14 protein-coding genes are annotated in these 18,865 nt (G+C 41.0%); 12 read left to right on the top strand and 2 right to left on the bottom strand.

The window, feature by feature from the left end; translation table 11 throughout:
* Nucleotides 1-121: 121 nt before the first annotated feature.
* From ACZ9AO_RS12175 to mutL, 8 genes are all read left to right on the top strand, one after another.
* Nucleotides 122-1,879, top strand: coding sequence for a 2-oxoacid:acceptor oxidoreductase subunit alpha (locus ACZ9AO_RS12175; RefSeq protein ID WP_034313511.1), 1,758 nt, complete (start codon nt 122-124; stop codon nt 1,877-1,879).
* Nucleotides 1,866-2,732, top strand: coding sequence for a 2-oxoacid:ferredoxin oxidoreductase subunit beta (locus tag ACZ9AO_RS12170; RefSeq protein ID WP_476109154.1), 867 nt, complete (start codon nt 1,866-1,868; stop codon nt 2,730-2,732). The genes ACZ9AO_RS12175 and ACZ9AO_RS12170 overlap by 14 nt, the downstream gene beginning before the upstream one ends.
* A gap of 702 nt (nt 2,733-3,434) precedes the next feature.
* A complete protein-coding gene (gene tdh / locus ACZ9AO_RS12165) occupies nt 3,435-4,478 on the top strand; it encodes an L-threonine 3-dehydrogenase (protein ID WP_476109153.1) in 1,044 nt (347 codons plus the stop codon).
* Nucleotides 4,479-4,820: 342 nt separating this feature from the next.
* The gene (miaB, locus tag ACZ9AO_RS12160; protein WP_048684706.1) at nt 4,821-6,365 is read left to right on the top strand and encodes a tRNA (N6-isopentenyl adenosine(37)-C2)-methylthiotransferase MiaB; all 1,545 of its coding nucleotides are present in this window, start codon (nt 4,821-4,823) and stop codon (nt 6,363-6,365) included.
* A 1-nt stretch (nt 6,366) separates the two neighbouring features.
* A complete protein-coding gene (locus ACZ9AO_RS12155; protein WP_034313499.1) occupies nt 6,367-6,795 on the top strand; it encodes a YlbF/YmcA family competence regulator in 429 nt (142 codons plus the stop codon).
* A gap of 213 nt (nt 6,796-7,008) precedes the next feature.
* Nucleotides 7,009-7,548: an outer spore coat protein CotE gene (locus ACZ9AO_RS12150; protein WP_034313495.1), complete on the top strand. Its 540-nt coding sequence runs from the start codon at nt 7,009-7,011 to the stop codon at nt 7,546-7,548.
* 218 nt (nt 7,549-7,766) lie between these two features.
* Nucleotides 7,767-10,391, top strand: a complete 2,625-nt coding sequence (gene mutS / locus ACZ9AO_RS12145; RefSeq protein WP_252269255.1) for a DNA mismatch repair protein MutS — start codon at nt 7,767-7,769, stop codon at nt 10,389-10,391.
* A 22-nt stretch (nt 10,392-10,413) separates the two neighbouring features.
* On the top strand, nt 10,414-12,354 hold the full coding sequence (mutL, locus tag ACZ9AO_RS12140) for a DNA mismatch repair endonuclease MutL (protein ID WP_476109152.1): 1,941 nt from the start codon (nt 10,414-10,416) through the stop codon (nt 12,352-12,354).
* Nucleotides 12,355-12,943: 589 nt separating this feature from the next.
* On the opposite strand, the gene ACZ9AO_RS12135 is transcribed toward mutL, so the two are convergent.
* Nucleotides 12,944-13,597, bottom strand: coding sequence for a cupin domain-containing protein (locus ACZ9AO_RS12135; RefSeq protein WP_476109151.1), 654 nt, complete (start codon nt 13,595-13,597; stop codon nt 12,944-12,946).
* 333 nt (nt 13,598-13,930) lie between these two features.
* On the opposite strand from ACZ9AO_RS12135, the gene ACZ9AO_RS12130 reads away from it, so the two are divergent.
* From ACZ9AO_RS12130 to ACZ9AO_RS12115, 4 genes are all read left to right on the top strand, one after another.
* Nucleotides 13,931-15,823, top strand: coding sequence for an OPT family oligopeptide transporter (locus tag ACZ9AO_RS12130; protein ID WP_048684698.1), 1,893 nt, complete (start codon nt 13,931-13,933; stop codon nt 15,821-15,823).
* Nucleotides 15,813-16,172 (top strand): PqqD family protein, encoded by a 360-nt coding sequence (locus ACZ9AO_RS12125; RefSeq protein WP_476109150.1) that lies wholly within the window; start codon nt 15,813-15,815, stop codon nt 16,170-16,172. The genes ACZ9AO_RS12130 and ACZ9AO_RS12125 overlap by 11 nt, the downstream gene beginning before the upstream one ends.
* A gap of 199 nt (nt 16,173-16,371) precedes the next feature.
* Nucleotides 16,372-17,181 (top strand): SDR family NAD(P)-dependent oxidoreductase, encoded by an 810-nt coding sequence (locus ACZ9AO_RS12120; RefSeq protein WP_476109149.1) that lies wholly within the window; start codon nt 16,372-16,374, stop codon nt 17,179-17,181.
* Between the two features lie 111 nt (nt 17,182-17,292).
* Nucleotides 17,293-17,901, top strand: a complete 609-nt coding sequence (locus tag ACZ9AO_RS12115) for a methyltransferase domain-containing protein (protein WP_476109148.1) — start codon at nt 17,293-17,295, stop codon at nt 17,899-17,901.
* Between the two features lie 201 nt (nt 17,902-18,102).
* On the opposite strand, the gene ACZ9AO_RS12110 is transcribed toward ACZ9AO_RS12115, so the two are convergent.
* Nucleotides 18,103-18,759 carry a hypothetical protein gene (locus ACZ9AO_RS12110; protein ID WP_476109147.1) on the bottom strand — a complete coding sequence of 219 codons (657 nt, stop codon included), beginning with the start codon at nt 18,757-18,759 and terminating at the stop codon, nt 18,103-18,105.
* Between the last annotated feature and the right edge of the window lie 106 nt (nt 18,760-18,865).

Below are 18,865 nucleotides of genomic sequence, written 5' to 3'. Positions count from 1 at the left end.
AGAATTGAAAGCGTTTAGTACACCTTTCCTAAATTAGAACGATAATTATACATAGTTGAATGTTCTAAGAGAGGTGCGGTTAAATGCATTTATATACGAACGTCCTAAAGGAGTGTAAGACATGATCAATCAACTTTCATGGAAAGTTGGCGGACAACAAGGTGAAGGTATTGAAAGTACAGGAGAAATATTCTGTATTGCCCTCAATCGCTTAGGTTATTACTTGTATGGCTACCGTCATTTCTCATCCCGAATCAAGGGTGGACACACGAATAACAAAATTCGTGTAAGTACTACGGAAACTCGTGCTATCTCTGATGATTTAGACATCTTAGTTGCTTTTGACCAAGAAACAATTGACGTCAATTATAAAGAATTACATGAGGGTGGCATCATAATTGCAGATGCAAAATTCAAACCTGTCTGCCCAGAAGATACAAAGGCAGAATTATATATTGTTCCTTTTACGGAAATAGCAGCCGAATTAGGAACATCATTAATGAAAAATATGGTCGCCATCGGTGCGACATGTGCTGTTCTCGGAATGGAAATTTCCGTATTCAACGATGTGGTTGATGAAATATTCGGCCGTAAAGGTGAAGAAATCGTTAAGAAGAATATGGATGCCATTACTGCCGGATATAAGGCAATGGAAGTGTTGCTTGGAGAAAAACTGGGCGCAATGGAGCTGGAAAAGGCAGACGGTCAAAAACGAATGTTCATGATCGGAAACGATGCTATCGCTTTAGGCGCAGTTGCAGGCGGTTGCCGCTTCATGGCAGCTTACCCGATTACTCCGGCTTCGGAAATTATGGAATACTTAATTAAGAAACTTCCTCAATTTGGCGGGACGGTCATACAGACTGAAGATGAAATCGCGGCAGCCACAATGGCAATCGGTGCGAACTATGGCGGTGTACGTGCCATCACAGCTTCAGCTGGACCTGGGCTTTCCTTGAAAATGGAGGCGATTGGTTTAGCGGGCATTACCGAAACGCCAATTGTCATCGTCGATACTCAACGTGGAGGTCCATCTACGGGACTTCCTACAAAACAGGAGCAATCCGATTTAATGGCCATGATTTATGGTACACATGGTGAAATACCTAAAATCGTCATGGCTCCGAGTACTGTTGAGGAAGCTTTTTATGATACGGCAGAAGCATTCAACCTTGCAGAGGAATATCAATGTCCGGTTATCGTTTTATCCGACTTACAGCTATCATTAGGTAAACAGACGGTTCAGCCGCTTGATTACGGCAAAGTGGAGATAAGACGCGGAAAATTGGTTGACTTTGAAATTGAAGAGCCTGAAAACAAATCTTACTTCAAGCGTTATGAAGTAACGGAAGATGGAGTCTCACCACGGGTAGTGCCTGGTATGAAAAATGGAATTCACCATGTTACGGGTGTTGAACATGATGAAACGGGCAGACCTTCCGAGACGGCCTTGAATCGCAAATTGCAAATGGATAAACGGATGCGTAAGCTGAATAATTTAACTAACACATTCCAAACACCAGTATACAAAAACACACCGCATGAAGAAGCGGATTTATTAATTCTTGGTTTTAACTCAACACGCGGGACGATTGATGAAGCGATTGGCCGTTTAGAAACGGATGGAATGAAAGTGAATCATGCGCAAATCCGTTTGATTCATCCTTTCCCAGCTGATGAAGTCCTTTCATTGGTGCAAAGTGCTAAGAAAGTAGTAGTTATTGAAAATAATGCGACTGGACAATTGGCTAATATTATCAAGATGAATGTCGGACATGTTAATAAAATAAAAAGCATCCTAAAATATGATGGCAACCCATTCCTCCCGCATGAAATTCACACACAATGCAAGGAGATGTTCGAATATGGCAACGTTTAAAGATTTTCGGAATGATGTAAAACCAAACTGGTGTCCTGGCTGCGGAGATTTCTCCGTTCAGGCTGCCATGCAGCGTGCGGCAGCCAATGTGGGATTGGAGCCGGAGAATTTGGCCGTTGTTTCCGGTATCGGCTGTTCAGGGCGTATATCCGGTTACATCAAGTCATATGGTTTCCACGGCATCCATGGCCGCTCACTGCCAATTGCCCAAGGAGTAAAAATGGCCAACCGTGAATTGACCGTTATAGCTTCAGGCGGTGACGGAGATGGTTTTGCAATCGGGATGGGACACACCATCCATGCGATCCGCCGTAATATCGACATTACGTATATTGTCATGGATAACCAAATTTATGGATTGACAAAAGGCCAGACTTCTCCTAGATCCGCTGCTGGATTTAAAACGAAATCCACTCCAGAAGGATCAATAGAACAGGCTGTTTCACCTATGGAATTAGCATTGTCAGCTGGCGCTACGTTTGTCGCCCAAAGCTTTTCCACTGACTTGAAAGATCTTACTGCGATCATTGAAGCAGGGATAAACCATAAAGGATTCTCCTTTATCAATGTTTTCTCTCCTTGCGTAACATACAATAAGATCAATACGTATGATTGGTTTAAACAAAACTTAACTAAATTGAACAGTATTGAAGGCTATGATTCTTCAAATAAAGAACAGGCCATGCAGACTTTGATGCAGCATGACAGCCTTGTGACGGGGATCATTTATCAAGATTCTTCACGCCCTTCGTACCAGGAATTAGTGCCAGGGTATGCTGAAGATTCGTTAAATAAATCAGATCTGTCACTGGATCAAGCGCATTTTGATAAGCTTGTTGCTGAATTTATGTAAAAGTTAAAAGGTTCACCCCTTAAGATGGGGTGAACCTTTTTTTGTGATTAACTGGAAAGCTCAAGTAGAGAGAATCACTAGCCTCCTTGGATTAGCTTACCACCAACCGTTATTGAATCCACAGCCGAAGAAATTGCAACGATTCCTTCTGCGACAATTGCGGTCCCGATCACGGTCTCGATCACGGTCCCGATCGCGGTCGCGCCTATTGCAGCCCTTCACAGCACGACAAAAATCGTCTGCGATTCTATCGTTATCGCGGTCCCGATCGCGGTCCCGATCGCGGTCCCGATCACGATCCCGGTCCCGATCACGATCCCGGTCCCGATCACGATCCCGGTCCCGATCACGATCCCGGTCGCGGTCGCGCCTATTGCAGCCCCTCACAGCACGACAAAAATCGTCTGCGATTCTATCGTTATCTCTGTCCCGATCGCGGTCCCGATCATGATTATTGCATCCACATGACATATAAGTCACTCCTTCATTGTTTTTGTTGTACAAGATATCTTATTCGAGAGCGGACAAGATGCTATAGAAACATGGCCCATTTAACAAAAATGTACGAATGCCTAAAAATCATCATTATTAATGTGAAAAGGCCGGTACAAAAGGGATTATGGTATTTTTGTGATTGATTTTTCATATCTTTACATATTAAGGTAGATGAAAAAGAACAGCCCTATTTCAGGGGGAATGTACATGTTGAGAGGTAAAATGAATGCCATCGTCAAACACCACCGAGGTTTTGGGGCACAATTACAAGTTGTCGATATACCGGCCATTCGTGATGACGAGGTTTTGATTCGAGTGAAGATGACCTCGATCTGCGGAACGGATATTCATATTTTCACCTGGGATGAATGGTCACAAGGAAGGGTGAGCCCGCCATACGTATTTGGGCACGAATTTGCTGGGGAAGTAATCGAGATAGGAGCAAGTGTCAGCAATGTTTCGGTTGGTGATTGTGTATCTGCCGAAACACATATCGTTTGCGGTACATGCAGGCAGTGCTTAAGCGGGCAATTCCATATCTGTAAAAAAACAAACATTATCGGTGTTGATAAACAAGGGTGCTTTGCAGAGTATATAGCTCTGCCAGCCAAGAATTTATGGAAAAATCCAAGTGATATGCCACTCGATATAGCTTCCATCCAAGAACCGATGGGGAATGCCGTCCATTCAGTGCTAGCTGGCGAGGTGCTGGGTAAAACGGTGGCAATAATCGGTTGTGGTCCAATTGGGCTTATGGCGATTGCTGTAGCAAAGGCCGCAGGTGCTGATAAAGTAATCGCTCTTGATATTAATGATTATCGACTTCAGCTAGCCAAAAAGATGGGTGCCACACACCTCATTCATTCAATTAATCAGGATCCAGTGGAAATCACGAAAAGCATTACAAGTGGGGATGGGGTAGATGTTGTTTGTGAAATGAGCGGTAACCCTGCAGCTATCCAACAAGGGTTCAAGATGGCGACCAATGGTGGAAGAATATCCATTCTAAGTCTGCCTTCTAAGCCCGTTACGATTAATATAACAGAGGATATCGTATTCAAGGGTCTTACTGTCCAAGGGATAACTGGAAGGAAGATGTTTTCAACCTGGCAACAGGTTTCAAGTCTGCTTGAAAGTGGCAAGGTTGATGTAAAACCAATGATTACCCATCGGTTTTTACTTAGTGATTTTGAAAAGGGCTTTGAACTGATGATCAAAGGTCAGTGTGGTAAGGTTCTCCTTATACCTTGAACACCTGATAAGGTGAAAATTGCATGGTCTTCATTTGAAAAATCTTGAAAGGGGAAAGCGTCATCCGAAAATGATAAGAAGAGGCTAACTTCGTCATAGCCTCTTCTTTCATGTTCTTATTTTCAATATTTGTGAAAAATTTCTTACAATTGAAGAAGCCACGACAGAATGATTGTTTCTTGCTGTTAAAAGCTTTATACTATGATAATGTGGATATATCACACTTAATAGCTAATATTTACTGGAAATTCTTAAAAAGGAATCCGTATAAATCCATTTGAAGATAGGTCTTGGAATAGTTGGTGAAAGAAATAAACTAACTATTTTGAAAGGAGATTAACTATGAACGAGAAACAACGATTAGAATCACAACAAGTACAGGCTGAGAATCCAGCGGACAAAAAATCCGAAAAGGACTTCAGTAAGTACTTTCAAGCCGTTTATATTCCGCCTTCCTTAAAGGATGCGAAAAAGCGAGGAAAAGAAGAAGTAGAATATCATGATGACTTTGCCATTCCTGAAGGTTTCCGCGGAATGGGAGAAGGTAAAAAGTTTTACATTCGTACTTTTGGCTGTCAAATGAACGAACATGATACAGAAGTCATGGCGGGCATCTTTATGGCACTTGGTTATCAGGCGACAGACTCGGTGGATGATGCTAACGTCATTTTACTTAACACTTGTGCGATTCGGGAAGGCGCAGAGAATAAAGTGTTCGGTGAATTGGGGCATTTAAAATCATTGAAATTGGAAAAGCCGGATCTATTGCTTGGGGTTTGCGGCTGTATGTCACAAGAGGAGACAGTTGTAAAGCGGATTCTAGAGAAGCACCATTTTGTAGATATGATTTTCGGAACGCATAATATCCACCGCCTGCCGCAAATTCTTAATGAAGCGTATCTTTCCAAGGAAATGGTCATTGAGGTTTGGTCTAAAGAAGGTGATGTAATCGAGAACCTTCCGAAAGTGCGTAAAGGAAAAACCAAGGCATGGGTCAATATCATGTATGGCTGCGATAAGTTTTGTACATACTGCATCGTACCGTACACGAGAGGGAAAGAAAGAAGCCGCAGGCCTGGAGATATCATCCAGGAAGTCCGTCATTTAGCGGCACAGGGTTACAAGGAAATAACCTTGCTTGGACAGAATGTGAATGCTTACGGTAAAGATTTTACGGATATCGATTATCGTTTCGGCGATTTGATGGATGAAATCCGTAAAATTGACATTCCGCGTATTCGTTTTACGACAAGCCATCCCCGTGATTTTGATGATCATTTGATTGAAGTACTGGCTAAAGGCGGAAATCTCGTTGACCATATCCATCTTCCAGTTCAATCGGGAAGTACGGAAACACTTAAAATCATGGCCCGTAAGTATACACGCGAACAATATTTAGAGCTAGTTAAAAAAATCAAGGAAGCTATCCCAAGTGCATCGCTAACCACGGACATCATTGTAGGCTATCCGAATGAAACGGAAGAGCACTTTGAAGAAACGATGTCATTATACCGTGAAGTTGGTTTCGATGCAGCATATACTTACATCTACTCACCACGTGAGGGAACACCGGCTGCGAAAATGCAGGATAATGTACCGATGGAAGTGAAAAAGGAACGTCTGCAACGCTTGAATGCCCTTGTAAATGAAACGTGCGCATTGAAAATGAAAGAGTATGATGGACAGATTGTTGAAGTGCTCGTTGAAGGCGAAAGCAAGAAGAATGCGGAAGTATTAGCAGGTTATACAACGAAAAATAAGCTCGTGAACTTCAAAGGACCAAAATCCGCTATTGGCAAAATCGTAAAAGTGAAAATCACCGGAACGAAAACATGGTCATTAAATGGGGATATGGTTGAAGAAGCAACGGCGATTGAGGTGGAGTAATATGACTAAATATACTAAAGATGACATTCTGAACAAAGCGGCCGAGCTTGCTGAAATGATCGCCAGCACGGAAGAAGTCGATTTCTTTAAACGGGCAGAAGCTCACATCAATGAAAATCAAAAAATCCGTGAAATGATCGCCAGCATCAAGAGTTTGCAAAAACAGGCTGTAAACTTCCAACATTACGGCAAAGAGAAAGCATACAGTCAAGTGCAGGCCAAAATTGATGCACTGGAAAAACAATTGGATGAACTTCCGATCGTGCAAGAATTCAAACAATCCCAAGTGGATGTAAATGATCTTTTACAAATGGTCTCTTCACAGGTATCGAATAAGGTGACGGACCTGATTATTGAATCGACCGAAGGCGATGTCCTTCGAGGTGAGACAGGTTCACAGGTACAAGCAGGCGGCGGAAGCTGTTCATGAATATTAAAAAAGCCCTTCTGGTTTCAGAAGGGCTTTTTTAATATGCGGAAATCCTTATACAGTGCCCATTCGTGACACATATCCCAAAACATGAGCATAAAATAACCTAGGTTTAAAACATTACAGCAGTTTTCAAACAATTAAAATTCTACGCACACTAGACTTTTACCACGCATAGGATGAATGGAAACTGTATGAGGAGGGTTCGCTAGCATGTCACAATATAGAGAGATAATTACTAAAGCGGTGGTGGCAAAAGGACGTAAATTCACTAAGTCCTCTCACACCATTTGCCCGGCTCATCATCCTTCTAGCATTCTAGGTTGTTGGATCATCAACCATAAATACGATGCAAAGAAAGTCGGCAAAAAGGTAGAAATTCACGGCAGCTACGAAATCAACGTCTGGTATTCTTATAACCAAAATTCAAAGACGGAAGTTGTAACTGAAAAAGTGCAATATACCGACGTTATTTCGCTGAAATACCGTGATCCCGATTGTCTTGATGACCATGAAATCGTTGCAAAAGCTGTCCAACAGCCGAATTGTTTAGAAGCTTGCATCTCCCCATGTGGACAAAAAATCATTGTCCATGTGGAAAGGGAATTCTTTGTGGAAGTCGTCGGCGAAACGAAAATTTGTGTCGCTGTAAGTCCAGATGGCCGCTGTGAGGATGACTGGGGCTCTGATTTCGATGATGAGGATTTCGAAGATTTAGATCCGGATTTCCTTGATGAATTCGAAGACGAATAGAATATAGAAATTAATACCGGATGACATTCCCTTCATCCGGTTTTATTTAATTTGAAGCGGGACAAGTCCCTATGGCTTTGCGGATACAGCTAGCTTAAAATGGTAAAGGATAATTGATTTACCATGCAATTTCGAATACAGGCCATGTTGCATTTTCGTATGTTATAATGAAGGACATAAATGTGTAATAGATTATAGTTTGGAAAGGTTTTGAAGGAATGGCTGGATATACTCCGATGATACAGCAATATTTAAAAATTAAGGCAGAGTATCAGGATGCCTTTTTATTTTTTCGTTTAGGCGATTTTTATGAAATGTTTTTTGACGATGCACTGAATGCATCCCAAGAGCTCGAAATCACATTAACGAGCCGAGAAGGCGGTAGTGAAGAGCGAATTCCGATGTGCGGCATTCCGTATCACTCGGCTGCTAATTATATTGATATATTGATAGAAAAAGGTTTTAAAGTAGCTATTTGTGAACAAACCGAAGATCCGAAGCAAGCCAAAGGTGTGGTACGCAGGGAAGTTGTCCAGCTGATTACCCCGGGAACGAAAATGGATAGTAAGGGTCTTCGTGAAAAGGAAAATAATTATATTGCCACCATCACTTATTTTACTGATGGTCAGTTTGGCTTTGGATACAATGATTTATCGACAGGGGAAAATAAGGTTACATTGATTGAGAGTTTCGAGGAAGTTCTGAATGAATTTGCCATCCTTGGTGCGAGTGAAGTGGTCATTGCCGAGGATTTCAATGAAGAATGGAAAAAAATGCTTCAAGAACGGGGCGCAGCCGCTCTATCCCTAGAGAGTAATTTGGTTCAAAGCGAGTCATTCGCTCCATTGCTTCATTTGTTAAAAGACCAGAAACTGGCGACAACGACCTCACGTTTATTGAATTATCTATACCGTACCCAAAAACGCAGCCTGGATCATTTACAGCCAGTGCTTGCATATGAAACATCACAATATATGAAAATTGATTATTATAGCAAACGTAATTTGGAATTAACTGAAACCATTCGTTCCAAAGGTAAAAAAGGCTCATTACTATGGCTGCTTGATGAAACAAAAACAGCCATGGGCGGAAGGATGTTGAAGCAATGGATTGATAGACCGCTCATTAATAAAAAACAGATCGAGCGGAGACAAAGCCTTGTTGAAACCCTGAAAAATCAATACTTCGAACGACAAGACTTACGTGAACGCCTGAAGGAAGTGTACGACTTGGAGCGGCTTGCCGGAAGGGTGGCCTTCGGGAATGTAAACGCTCGGGACTTGATTCAATTGAAACGTTCCTTGCAACAGGTGCCGGTCATTCGTGAAATCGTGAAGTCAATGGCTTCCAATCAGGATATTTCAATCCTTGCCGATAAATTGGATCCTTGTGAAGAAGTGACGGATTTACTTGAAACGGCGCTTGTAGAAAACCCTCCATTGTCCGTGAAGGAAGGGAATATCATTCAGGATGGTTTCCATAAGGAACTGGATACATACAGGGATGCCAGCAGAAACGGGAAAACTTGGATTGCACAGCTTGAACGCGAAGAGCGGGAACGCACCGGGATCAAATCCTTGAAAATCGGATATAATCGTGTATTTGGCTATTACATTGAAGTCACACGAGCAAATTTGCATCTGCTTGAAGAAGGCCGTTATGAACGGAAGCAGACTTTAACGAATGCCGAACGTTATATCACACCTGAATTGAAAGAAAAGGAAGCTTTGATTTTACAAGCAGAAGAAAAAAGCATCAGTTTGGAGTATGACTTATTCCTCAATCTTCGTGAAGAGGTCAAAAGCTATATCCCTCGCTTACAGGATTTGGCGAAAGGCGTCAGTGAACTGGATGTCCTGCAGTGCTTTGCGACGATTAGTGAAGAACGCCATTATGTGAAGCCTGTCTTTTCCGATGATCGAAGAATCGTACTGAAGGAAGGCAGGCATCCAGTGGTCGAGAAAGTCCTTCAATCACAGGAATATGTCCCCAATGACTGCTTTATGGATGGAGATCGGGAGTTACTCTTGATCACAGGGCCCAATATGTCGGGTAAAAGTACGTATATGCGTCAAATAGCGCTAACATCGATTTTAGCGCAAATTGGATGCTTCGTATCCGCAAGTATAGCTGAATTACCTATTTTTGATAAGGTATTTACCAGGATTGGCGCGGCAGATGATTTGATTTCCGGTCAAAGTACATTCATGGTCGAGATGCTTGAAGCAAGAAATGCCATCATGAATGCGACAGAAAACAGTTTGATATTATTTGATGAAATAGGCCGGGGAACATCAACTTATGATGGGATGGCGCTTGCTCAGGCCATCATTGAATTTATTCATGAGGAAATTGGGGCAAAGACACTCTTTTCGACTCATTATCACGAATTGACTGTATTGGCAACGGAACTCCCAAAATTGAAAAATATCCATGTAAGTGCCATTGAGCAAAATGGAAATGTCGTTTTCCTTCATAAAATTAAAGAAGGGCCAGCAGATAAAAGCTATGGAATACATGTGGCTAAGCTTGCTGATTTACCGGAGCAGTTAATAGATCGGGCGGCTGCTATTTTAGCCCAGCTAGAGAATGAAAATGGACAGGCAAAGGCGATTCCTGAACAGCCTGCTGCTGAAAAAGCATCTATTGACGAAGCTGCCCCTGTGACATCCGTCAATGAGGCACAGCTTTCCTTCTTTGGAGAAGAAGCTCCTAAAGGAAGGGTGAATTCTTCACCAAAGGAAAAAAAGGTGCTGGATGACATAAAATCACTGGATATCCTTGAAATGACGCCGCTTGAGGCAATGAATACCCTTTATAAATTACAAAAGAAACTTAAATGAGAATTAAAGCGAGGCGATAAAAATGGGAAAAATCATACAGCTTGATGAGGCTTTATCTAATAAAATCGCAGCTGGCGAAGTTGTTGAACGCCCAGCCTCAGTCGTTAAGGAACTTGTGGAAAACGCAATAGATGCAAACAGTACCATTATAGAGATTGAATTGGTGGAGGCTGGACTTGGTTCCATTCGGATCGTGGATAATGGCGATGGGATTTTACCTGATGACATAGAAGCGGCATTTAAACGTCACGCCACTAGTAAAATAAAAGATGAAAATGACCTCTTCCGAATCCGAACACTTGGCTTCCGCGGTGAAGCCATGCCCAGTATTGCTTCAGTTTCCCGTTTTGAAATGAAAAGCAGCACTGGCGAAGGAGTAGGAACGCGCATACTTCTTGAAGGAGGCATGGTTAAGGAACTTGAGGCTTCATCCAGCCGTAAAGGAACGGATATCCTGGTTTCCGACTTGTTTTTTAATACCCCTGCAAGGTTGAAATATATGAAAACCATTCATACCGAGCTAGGAAATATTACGGATGTCGCTAACAGGCTCGCACTTTCACATCCGGATGTTTCTATACGGTTAACACACAATGAGAAGCGTATCCTCCATACGAATGGTAACGGTGATGTCAGGCAGGTGCTGGCGGCAATCTATGGTACGAATATTGCCAAAAAGATGATTTCGGTTCAGGCAAGCTCCTTGGATTTCAAATTATCCGGATATATCGTCATGCCCGAGATCACCCGGGCTTCAAGGAATTACATTTCAACCATGATAAACGGACGCTTCATTAAAAACTATGCGCTCGTGAAAGCAATCCTGGATGGGTATCATACACTTCTTCCAATTGGACGTTTTCCAATCGCTTTGCTGAATATCGAAATGGATCCGATTCTTGTCGATGTCAATGTACATCCATCCAAAATGGAGGTAAGGCTCAGCAAGGAACAGGAATTGTACAGTCTTGTATCGGAAACGATTAAATCTTCGTTTAAAAAGATGTCTCTAATACCAAGTGGATATACACCAGCAGCAAAGCCGGAACAGGTGAAAAGTGAGCAAACCACTCTGGAATTGGACCATGTTGTGGAAAGCGGCAAGCGGGTCCTGGAAGAAGCCAAGAAAGAAGCTTCCCTCTTGAAGGATACCTTGATACGGGAAAAGCAGGAACAAAAGAATTACGTGGATCATAATGAAGATTTCAATCTTGAACCAATAAAGGAAATAATCTATAGCACTGAACAGCAGCAAATGGAAGATGTCTATGTACCGGTCTTACAAGATGATGAAAGCAAACCATATTTCGAGTCAGCTGAAAAGTTTACAACCTACACTGTCGAACAAGAGGAGGAAATCGAGGCGAATGAACCGGAAAGCCGCATCCCTCCGATGTACCCGATTGGGCAAATGCATGGAACATATATTTTCGCCCAAAACGAAAAGGGCTTGTATATCATAGACCAGCATGCTGCCCAGGAACGGATCAAATACGAATACTTTAAAGAAAAAGTCGGTCGAGTTGAAAACGAGCTACAGGATATGCTGGTCCCCATCACCCTTGAATTTTCAACTGACCAATGCATCCGGATAAATGAATATCGGAATGAGTTGGAAAAAGTCGGCGTCTTTTTAGAGGAGTTTGGCTATAATGCCTATATTGTCCGATCGCATCCACAATGGTTCCCTAAAGGAATTGAACAGGAAATCCTTGAGGAAATGATAGAACAATTGCTATCGATGAAAAAGGTCGACATCAAAAAATTGCGCGAAGAAGCAGCCATCATGATGAGCTGTAAAGCCTCCATAAAGGCAAACCGTCATCTGCGCAATGACGAAATCCAAGCACTATTGGATGAACTGAGGCGGACAACAGATCCCTTCACATGCCCTCATGGAAGACCTATCATCATCTCATATTCCATATATGAAATGGAAAAAATGTTCAAACGGATCATGTAATTAAAAGCGATGGAGAACCCTTGTGTAATGGGGTTCTCCGTTGCTTTTTTAGTTAAATGACCACAAAATGACCACATTTATGGGTCCATGCTCTTTTTTCCTGGAGCTTTTGTAAAGTTTTCTGCTGAAGAGTCCTGATTTTGAATGTGCTAATCTTTCTGATACCACTTTAGCATTTTCTCCGATCTCCAACATTATAGTTGCAATTTTATAGAACTGGATTGAACACTTTGATATGGATAGGTACCTTTATAGAGTAGAAAAGCTCTGAGCCAACCGTAAAATTGAAGTGAATCATCTGTTGTTTTAGATGGGGGTCCATTTGAGATTTCTTATATTATAAGAAGAAACTCGGTAGAATATAAAGAGAAGATAACTGATAATTGTATCCAAGCGTATCATGAATGGCCATAAATCACATTAGGTCACTACCATAATATAAGATGTGGCGAAGTGAAAAAAACGGATCATGTAATTATAAGCAATGGAGAACCCTTATGTAATGGGGTTCTCCATTGCTTTTTTCGATTCCGATTTATTAGTTGTATAGGCCCTCGAACAGGGGTAATCATGCTCCCAATATATATCTTCAATAATAATAATACGGGGGATTGGGCTGATATTGATAGTTGTATGCCGGAGCAGTATACATTTGGTTATCATAGTGATTAATAAATTGAGGATATTGCTGCATGTCTTCTTCGGCCGCTCGATGGCAGTTGGCTGGCGGACCGATGAATGTTGATGGCTGTACTGGTGCAATTGCTTTTTTCCATTGGTTTTCATCCATACAATAAGTATGGGCCATAATATTTGCAGGCGTCAATTTCAAGATATCTGAACCGAGGATCACCTCAGGTGTTGGTGCATTAAAAATGGCGAGCAGATGAGTATTATCCGCATTAGCCACTTCATAATGCCACCAACCTTGTGGGACGTTGGCTACTTGACCGGGTTTAATGGGATAATTTTGAATTTGCTTTGTGAATGGATTCAGTAATGAAACGGTTGCCGCTCCAGAAATGCAATACACTAGCTCGGCTGCATTTTGGTGATAATGCGGTTCTACGACATTGTCTGTGCTGAGGTAAATATCTAATAATGAAACATTTTCGAGGGTGTTCAATTGTTTGACACCTAATACATTAATATAGTTTTGATTGTCTTTTTTCATGAAATTGCTTTTATTGATATCGAAAAAGAATTGTGTGGATGGTGAAGTATAGTCCATATAGGAGACCATGAATTTATCATTCCTTTTTTTAAGACTTGATTTTTCAGGATATGTTATATTTTATTTTAATGTGAAATAACCCAGTGCGTTATTTCCTATGGAGCTGGTAAGGGGTGCTGATGATGCTGTGATTAAATGAATGATAGGCCGTGACTTCGTGTAACGAATTATTTGTAGTTATTATATCAATATTATTTTATATTTTTTAAAACTGAAACTACTAAACTGAATTTTTAATATTATCAAACTTTTGATGAACATAATTTTCCCATTGCGTGACTTTAAATTACAGTGATATAATGTTCTCTGTGATTTTAAAGTTTAACATAGGAAGTGGCTAAATTGTCGAACAATTCAAAAGAGAGTAAATTCGTCCCGTACGTCTCTGCATCTAAATCTCTACCGGAATTGACTGCAACTGCAATCATTCTAGGGATCATTCTTGCAATCGTATTCGGGGCGGCAAATGCATACTTAGGCCTACTTATTGGTTTAACTGTCTCTGCTTCAATACCCGCGGCGGTAATTTCAATGGCCATATTAAGAGGGGTTTTTCGCAGGGATTCAATATTAGAAAACAATATTGTGCAAACGATGACCACGGCAGGTGAGGCCATTGGTGCCGGTGCTGTATTTACCATTCCGGCATTATTCATGTGGGACATGGACGTGAGTCAAGCATTCATCATTTTCGTAGTATTAACTGGGGGATTTTTAGGGGTCTTCATGATGGTTCCCCTTCGCCAGCTTTTGATTGTAAGGGAGCATGAAACATTACCTTATCCAGAAGGTACGGCATGTGCCGAGGTCCTGAAGTCAGGAGAAAAGGGTGGTACAAGCGCCAAGCTAATCGGAGCCGGTTTGGTAATTGGCGGTGTTGTTAAAGGGCTTGGTGATGGATTTAAGCTTTTCAAGACAGAGGTTGAAACAGGGATCACGAATTTTAAAAATGCAGTGGTTGGTCTTGATGCCTTTCCTTCCCTTTTGGGTGTAGGGTACATTATTGGACCGCGTGTTGCAGGACAAATGCTAGGTGGGGGTTTATTAGCCTGGGTCGTTTTAATACCGGCCATCAGCTTTTTTGGCGGAAACAATGGGACAGCCATTTTCCCTTCTGATGTACCGATCGGAGAATTGGATGCATGGGGAATTTGGGATAATTATATTCGCTATATTGGCGCTGGTGCCGTTGCAACGGGCGGATTGATCACTTTGATCAAAACATTACCAATACTTTTCAGTTCAGTTATTGATACTCTTAAAGGAGTAAAAGCCAATAAAGGACAACTAAAATCGGGTTCTATCCGTACAGAACAAGACATACCGGCTAAATACGTTTGGTTGGGTACGATCATCGTAATTTTAATCATTGCTTTCACACCTATAACAGATGTAGGAATCATCGGTGCGATTGCAATCGCGATTTTTGGATTTTTATTCGTGACAGTGGCTTCAAGGGTTGTTGGAATCGTCGGAAGTTCTTCTTCCCCTGTTTCTGGAATGACGATCGCTACTCTTTTGATAGTAGCGATTGTCTATAAGGCAACTGGTTTTACTGGTACGACTGGAATGGTAGCCGCTTTAACCGTCGCTGCGATCATTTGTACAGCACTTGCGGTTTCTGGTGATGTTTCTCAAGATCTAAAAACAGGATATATCGTCGGCGGAACACCATGGAAACAACAAGTTGCCATGATGATCGGTGTTGTTGCGTCGGCTTCTGTCATTGGTTTTATCCTGGTTCTTATGGATAACGCATATACGATGGGGTCTGCAGAACTGCCTGCACCTAAAGCGGCACTTATGAAAATACTTGCCGAAGGTGTTCTAGGGGGTGATTTACCTTGGACTCTGATCTTTATCGGTGCGGCTATTTCCATTACATTAGAGTTTTTCGGTCTGAATTCACTTGTTGTTGCAGTGGGCATTTACTTGCCGGTTCATACCAGTGCCCCAATCATGATCGGTGGATTTATTCGATTCTTCGTTGAGTTCTTCTCGAAAACAAAAGAAGCGCTTAAAGCACGGGTTGACAGAGGTGTATTATTTGCCTCTGGTTTAATAGCGGGTGAATCATTGATTGGTGTTCTTATTGCCATATTGATCGCAGCAGGTGTCCAAGTTCCGGCTGCGGCTAAATTAGCCAGCAATTTGCTACCATTCTTATTATTCCTTGCTCTAGCTGGATTGCTTTGGTTCGTATCCAGCAAAGGGAAAAAAGAAGATGCTTCGTAAACGCCAATCAAAAAAGAGGAACCTGTTAACCATGGTTCCCCTTTTGGAAAGACGCGTCACTATGGTGCAAGAATCTTCGGAAGCAACTTTTTTGGTCATTCAAAGGACCAATTTTGTGGAACGAATGACCATTCGTTTCTTAAAACAGCCATCAGTCCGTAAAATCAAGCTTGATAAGTTTGGAGCATATGCCATTAAACAGATGGAGTTTCAAAGGAATGTAAATCAGATCTCTGAAGCGATGAGTGAACATTTTGGCGAGGAAGCAGAACCAGCCTTACCGAGGTTGATGAAATTCCTGGAAATTCTAGAGGTTCATGATTGGATCATATGGGATGATGAAGAATAAAAATGAAAAAAAAGCTGAAGCACTTCTGGGTGCTTCGGCTTTTTACTGTTTTGGTACAAAATTTACCACATCTGCAATTTATGAAATTAGACTAAAGGTATAATTATTTGTAATAACTTTATATGCGTTGTATTCTTGTACTGTTAGTCATGATTAATAAAGCAAAACTATTCACATTTTGAAGAGCAGGTGGGTTATCATGGGAAGAGTACAAGGTAAAGTAGCATTAGTGACAGGTGGAGCTTCAGGTATTGGGTTATCCATATCGACACTAATGGCTAAAGAAGGCGCAAAAGTCGTGATTGCTGATTTTAATGAAGCAGGAGCAAAAGAAGCGGCCGAAAACATAAAAAAACAAGGTGGGGAAGCAGCTGGAGTATTTTTGGATGCTGGACAAGCAGACTCCATCCAGGCAGCAGTCGACTTTACCATTGAACAATATAGTACGGTTACGGTACTCGTTAATAATGTGGGTTTAACTAACCTGCATAAAGATCTGGATGTCGTGAACTTAGATTTGGAAGAATGGGATCGACTTATGGACGTGAATTTAAAAAGTGTGCTATTGGGAAGCAGGTTTGCGATTCCTCACATGATTAAAGCGGGAGGTGGTTCGATTATCAATACGGCCTCCATGGCTGGATTTACAGGTGACTCCGTACGATCCGCATATGGTGCGTCCAAAGCGGGGGTAGTGAATTTGACTCGTTATATCGCTGCACAGTATGGTAAAGATCATATTCGTTGTAATGGAGTGGCACCAGGTCTCATTTTAACTCCTGCAGCGAAAAATAATATGCCTCAGGCCGTACTCGATATTTTTGGCAAATTCAATGCATTGCCATATCATGGTGAAGCGGATGATATCGGTTATACCGTACTATTCCTTGCATCTGACGAGTCCAAATTCATTACAGGTCAGACGATCCAAGTGGAAGGCGGTCATTATATAGCCAACCCAAGCATCTCTGATTTTAATGATTATGTAACGAAAGCAAAATCCAATTAATTGTCTGGACATTCATAAAACAAAACCTTACCCTGGATAAGATCAACCCTTTCCGGGGTTTTTAGTTAGGAAGCCCTTTATTTAAAAAACATGAAGCAGGTGCATATAACAATGAAAGTAAAAAATTATGATGAAATGCTGAACATCAGGACGGAAGGTGAACAAAAAAATTTCAATGATTCTTTGCATTATCATCGATATGAACCTACGCCATACAGCGCATTAGAACATTTATTCAAAGAATATCCACTGAAAAGAAATGATCGCATTGTGGATTTTGGATGCGGTAAAGGACGCTTGAATTTTTTGATCCATCACTTCTATCAATCATCTGTGGTTGGCGTGGAAATGAATGAAAATTTCTATAAAGAAGCGATCGAGAATCTGAATGGCTACATGAAAAAAAGGAAAAACGACAATAACAATATAGAATTCCACTGTTGCTTGGCAGAAGAATATGATATTGATACGCAAGACAATCATTTTTATTTCTTTAATCCGTTCTCGGTACAGATTTTCATGAAAATCATCCATAACATTTTACGTTCCTTTGAAAAAGAACCGCGAAAAATCGAACTGATATTATATTATGCTTCACAGGATTATATTTTTTTCCTCGAAAATCAAACCGCTTTCGAGCTGAAAAACGAAGTGATGTTACCTGGCTTGACTGAATCTAATCCTTTTGAGAAATTCGTCATATACCAATTGTTATATTGAATGGATATTGGTTTTTCGGTGATAAAAACACCCAAGCAATCTCTCATGGATGCTTGGGTGCAAAGAGTGAAGTCAATAAAGGCGCTTAATTTAAAGCGGATTGTAAAATCCTTATTACTTTTTTTCTTTTTGCATGCTCCTATTTCATTTTTTATCACTTTAATTTTATGCCCTTCCATTTCCAAGGATGAATCACTTTGTCTATGAAGAGCGAGGTTCTAGTTTATAGTTTGTAAGCCATAGTGAACATAAAAAAATTAATTCAAATGCATTGGTAACAGCCGAACTTTCTATGGGAATAGGAATGGCACTTCCAACTATCATGACTATAACCCCTAAAAGCATCCAAATCCAACGTGTTCTTATAAAAATGTAGATGCTAATCACCAATAATATAAAGGTGACAATAAGCACCATTAAAGGTGGGCCCGAAGATTCCTCACTAACATATCTTAAGACTCCATACTCGTAGATTGGTACAAATGTCTTATGCATATTTTCAATAAATTCATAGATGATAAGCCCAGCTGTAAGGAAAAGGAAAAAGTAGGGTGCTATCGTTTTTTTTGTAAAAGGAATATGTATCCTTTTTGCCATTCCCCATCCAAACAAGATCAATGTGGGAGTGATAAATCCATGACTCCAAAAACGTAATGCATTTAATGACTCTAACAAAGGGCCATCACCAATGAACTTTCCCGAGGCAATAATTAAGTTATCCACGATAAGCCCGAAAGTAACTAGAAGAAGAAAGCTTGAATACGAAAAGAGTTTGCGGTCCTGTCGAAGTAACACCATTCCCATGATAAAAAGAATCATATAAACGATTGAATAACAAAAATATAAAATAGTATCCAACTACATCACCCCCTATATTGTTTTTTCCTATAATAGAACAAAACATAAAAGTGCCCTTTTAAATATAATTTTAGTTTATTGTGAAATTCATATTCAGGAAAGATTG

The sequence above is a fragment of the Peribacillus sp. TE19612 genome (assembly GCF_056279465.1).
The sequence above is the reverse complement of the archived record's forward strand: the minus strand, read 5'-3'. Positions and strand labels throughout refer to the sequence as shown.

Excerpts from the sequence above, each read along its gene's own strand:
- ACZ9AO_RS12175 (WP_034313511.1), top strand. The coding sequence starts at position 122 with ATGATCAATCAACTTTCATGGAAAGTTGGCGGACAACAAGGTGAAGGT.
- ACZ9AO_RS12170 (WP_476109154.1), top strand. The coding sequence starts at position 1,866 with ATGGCAACGTTTAAAGATTTTCGGAATGATGTAAAACCAAACTGGTGT.
- tdh (WP_476109153.1), top strand. The coding sequence starts at position 3,435 with ATGTTGAGAGGTAAAATGAATGCCATCGTCAAACACCACCGAGGTTTT.
- miaB (WP_048684706.1), top strand. The coding sequence starts at position 4,821 with ATGAACGAGAAACAACGATTAGAATCACAACAAGTACAGGCTGAGAAT.
- ACZ9AO_RS12155 (WP_034313499.1), top strand. The coding sequence starts at position 6,367 with ATGACTAAATATACTAAAGATGACATTCTGAACAAAGCGGCCGAGCTT.
- ACZ9AO_RS12150 (WP_034313495.1), top strand. The coding sequence starts at position 7,009 with ATGTCACAATATAGAGAGATAATTACTAAAGCGGTGGTGGCAAAAGGA.
- mutS (WP_252269255.1), top strand. The coding sequence starts at position 7,767 with ATGGCTGGATATACTCCGATGATACAGCAATATTTAAAAATTAAGGCA.
- mutL (WP_476109152.1), top strand. The coding sequence starts at position 10,414 with ATGGGAAAAATCATACAGCTTGATGAGGCTTTATCTAATAAAATCGCA.
- ACZ9AO_RS12135 (WP_476109151.1), bottom strand. The coding sequence starts at position 13,597 with ATGGTCTCCTATATGGACTATACTTCACCATCCACACAATTCTTTTTC.
- ACZ9AO_RS12125 (WP_476109150.1), top strand. The coding sequence starts at position 15,813 with ATGCTTCGTAAACGCCAATCAAAAAAGAGGAACCTGTTAACCATGGTT.
- ACZ9AO_RS12120 (WP_476109149.1), top strand. The coding sequence starts at position 16,372 with ATGGGAAGAGTACAAGGTAAAGTAGCATTAGTGACAGGTGGAGCTTCA.
- ACZ9AO_RS12115 (WP_476109148.1), top strand. The coding sequence starts at position 17,293 with ATGAAAGTAAAAAATTATGATGAAATGCTGAACATCAGGACGGAAGGT.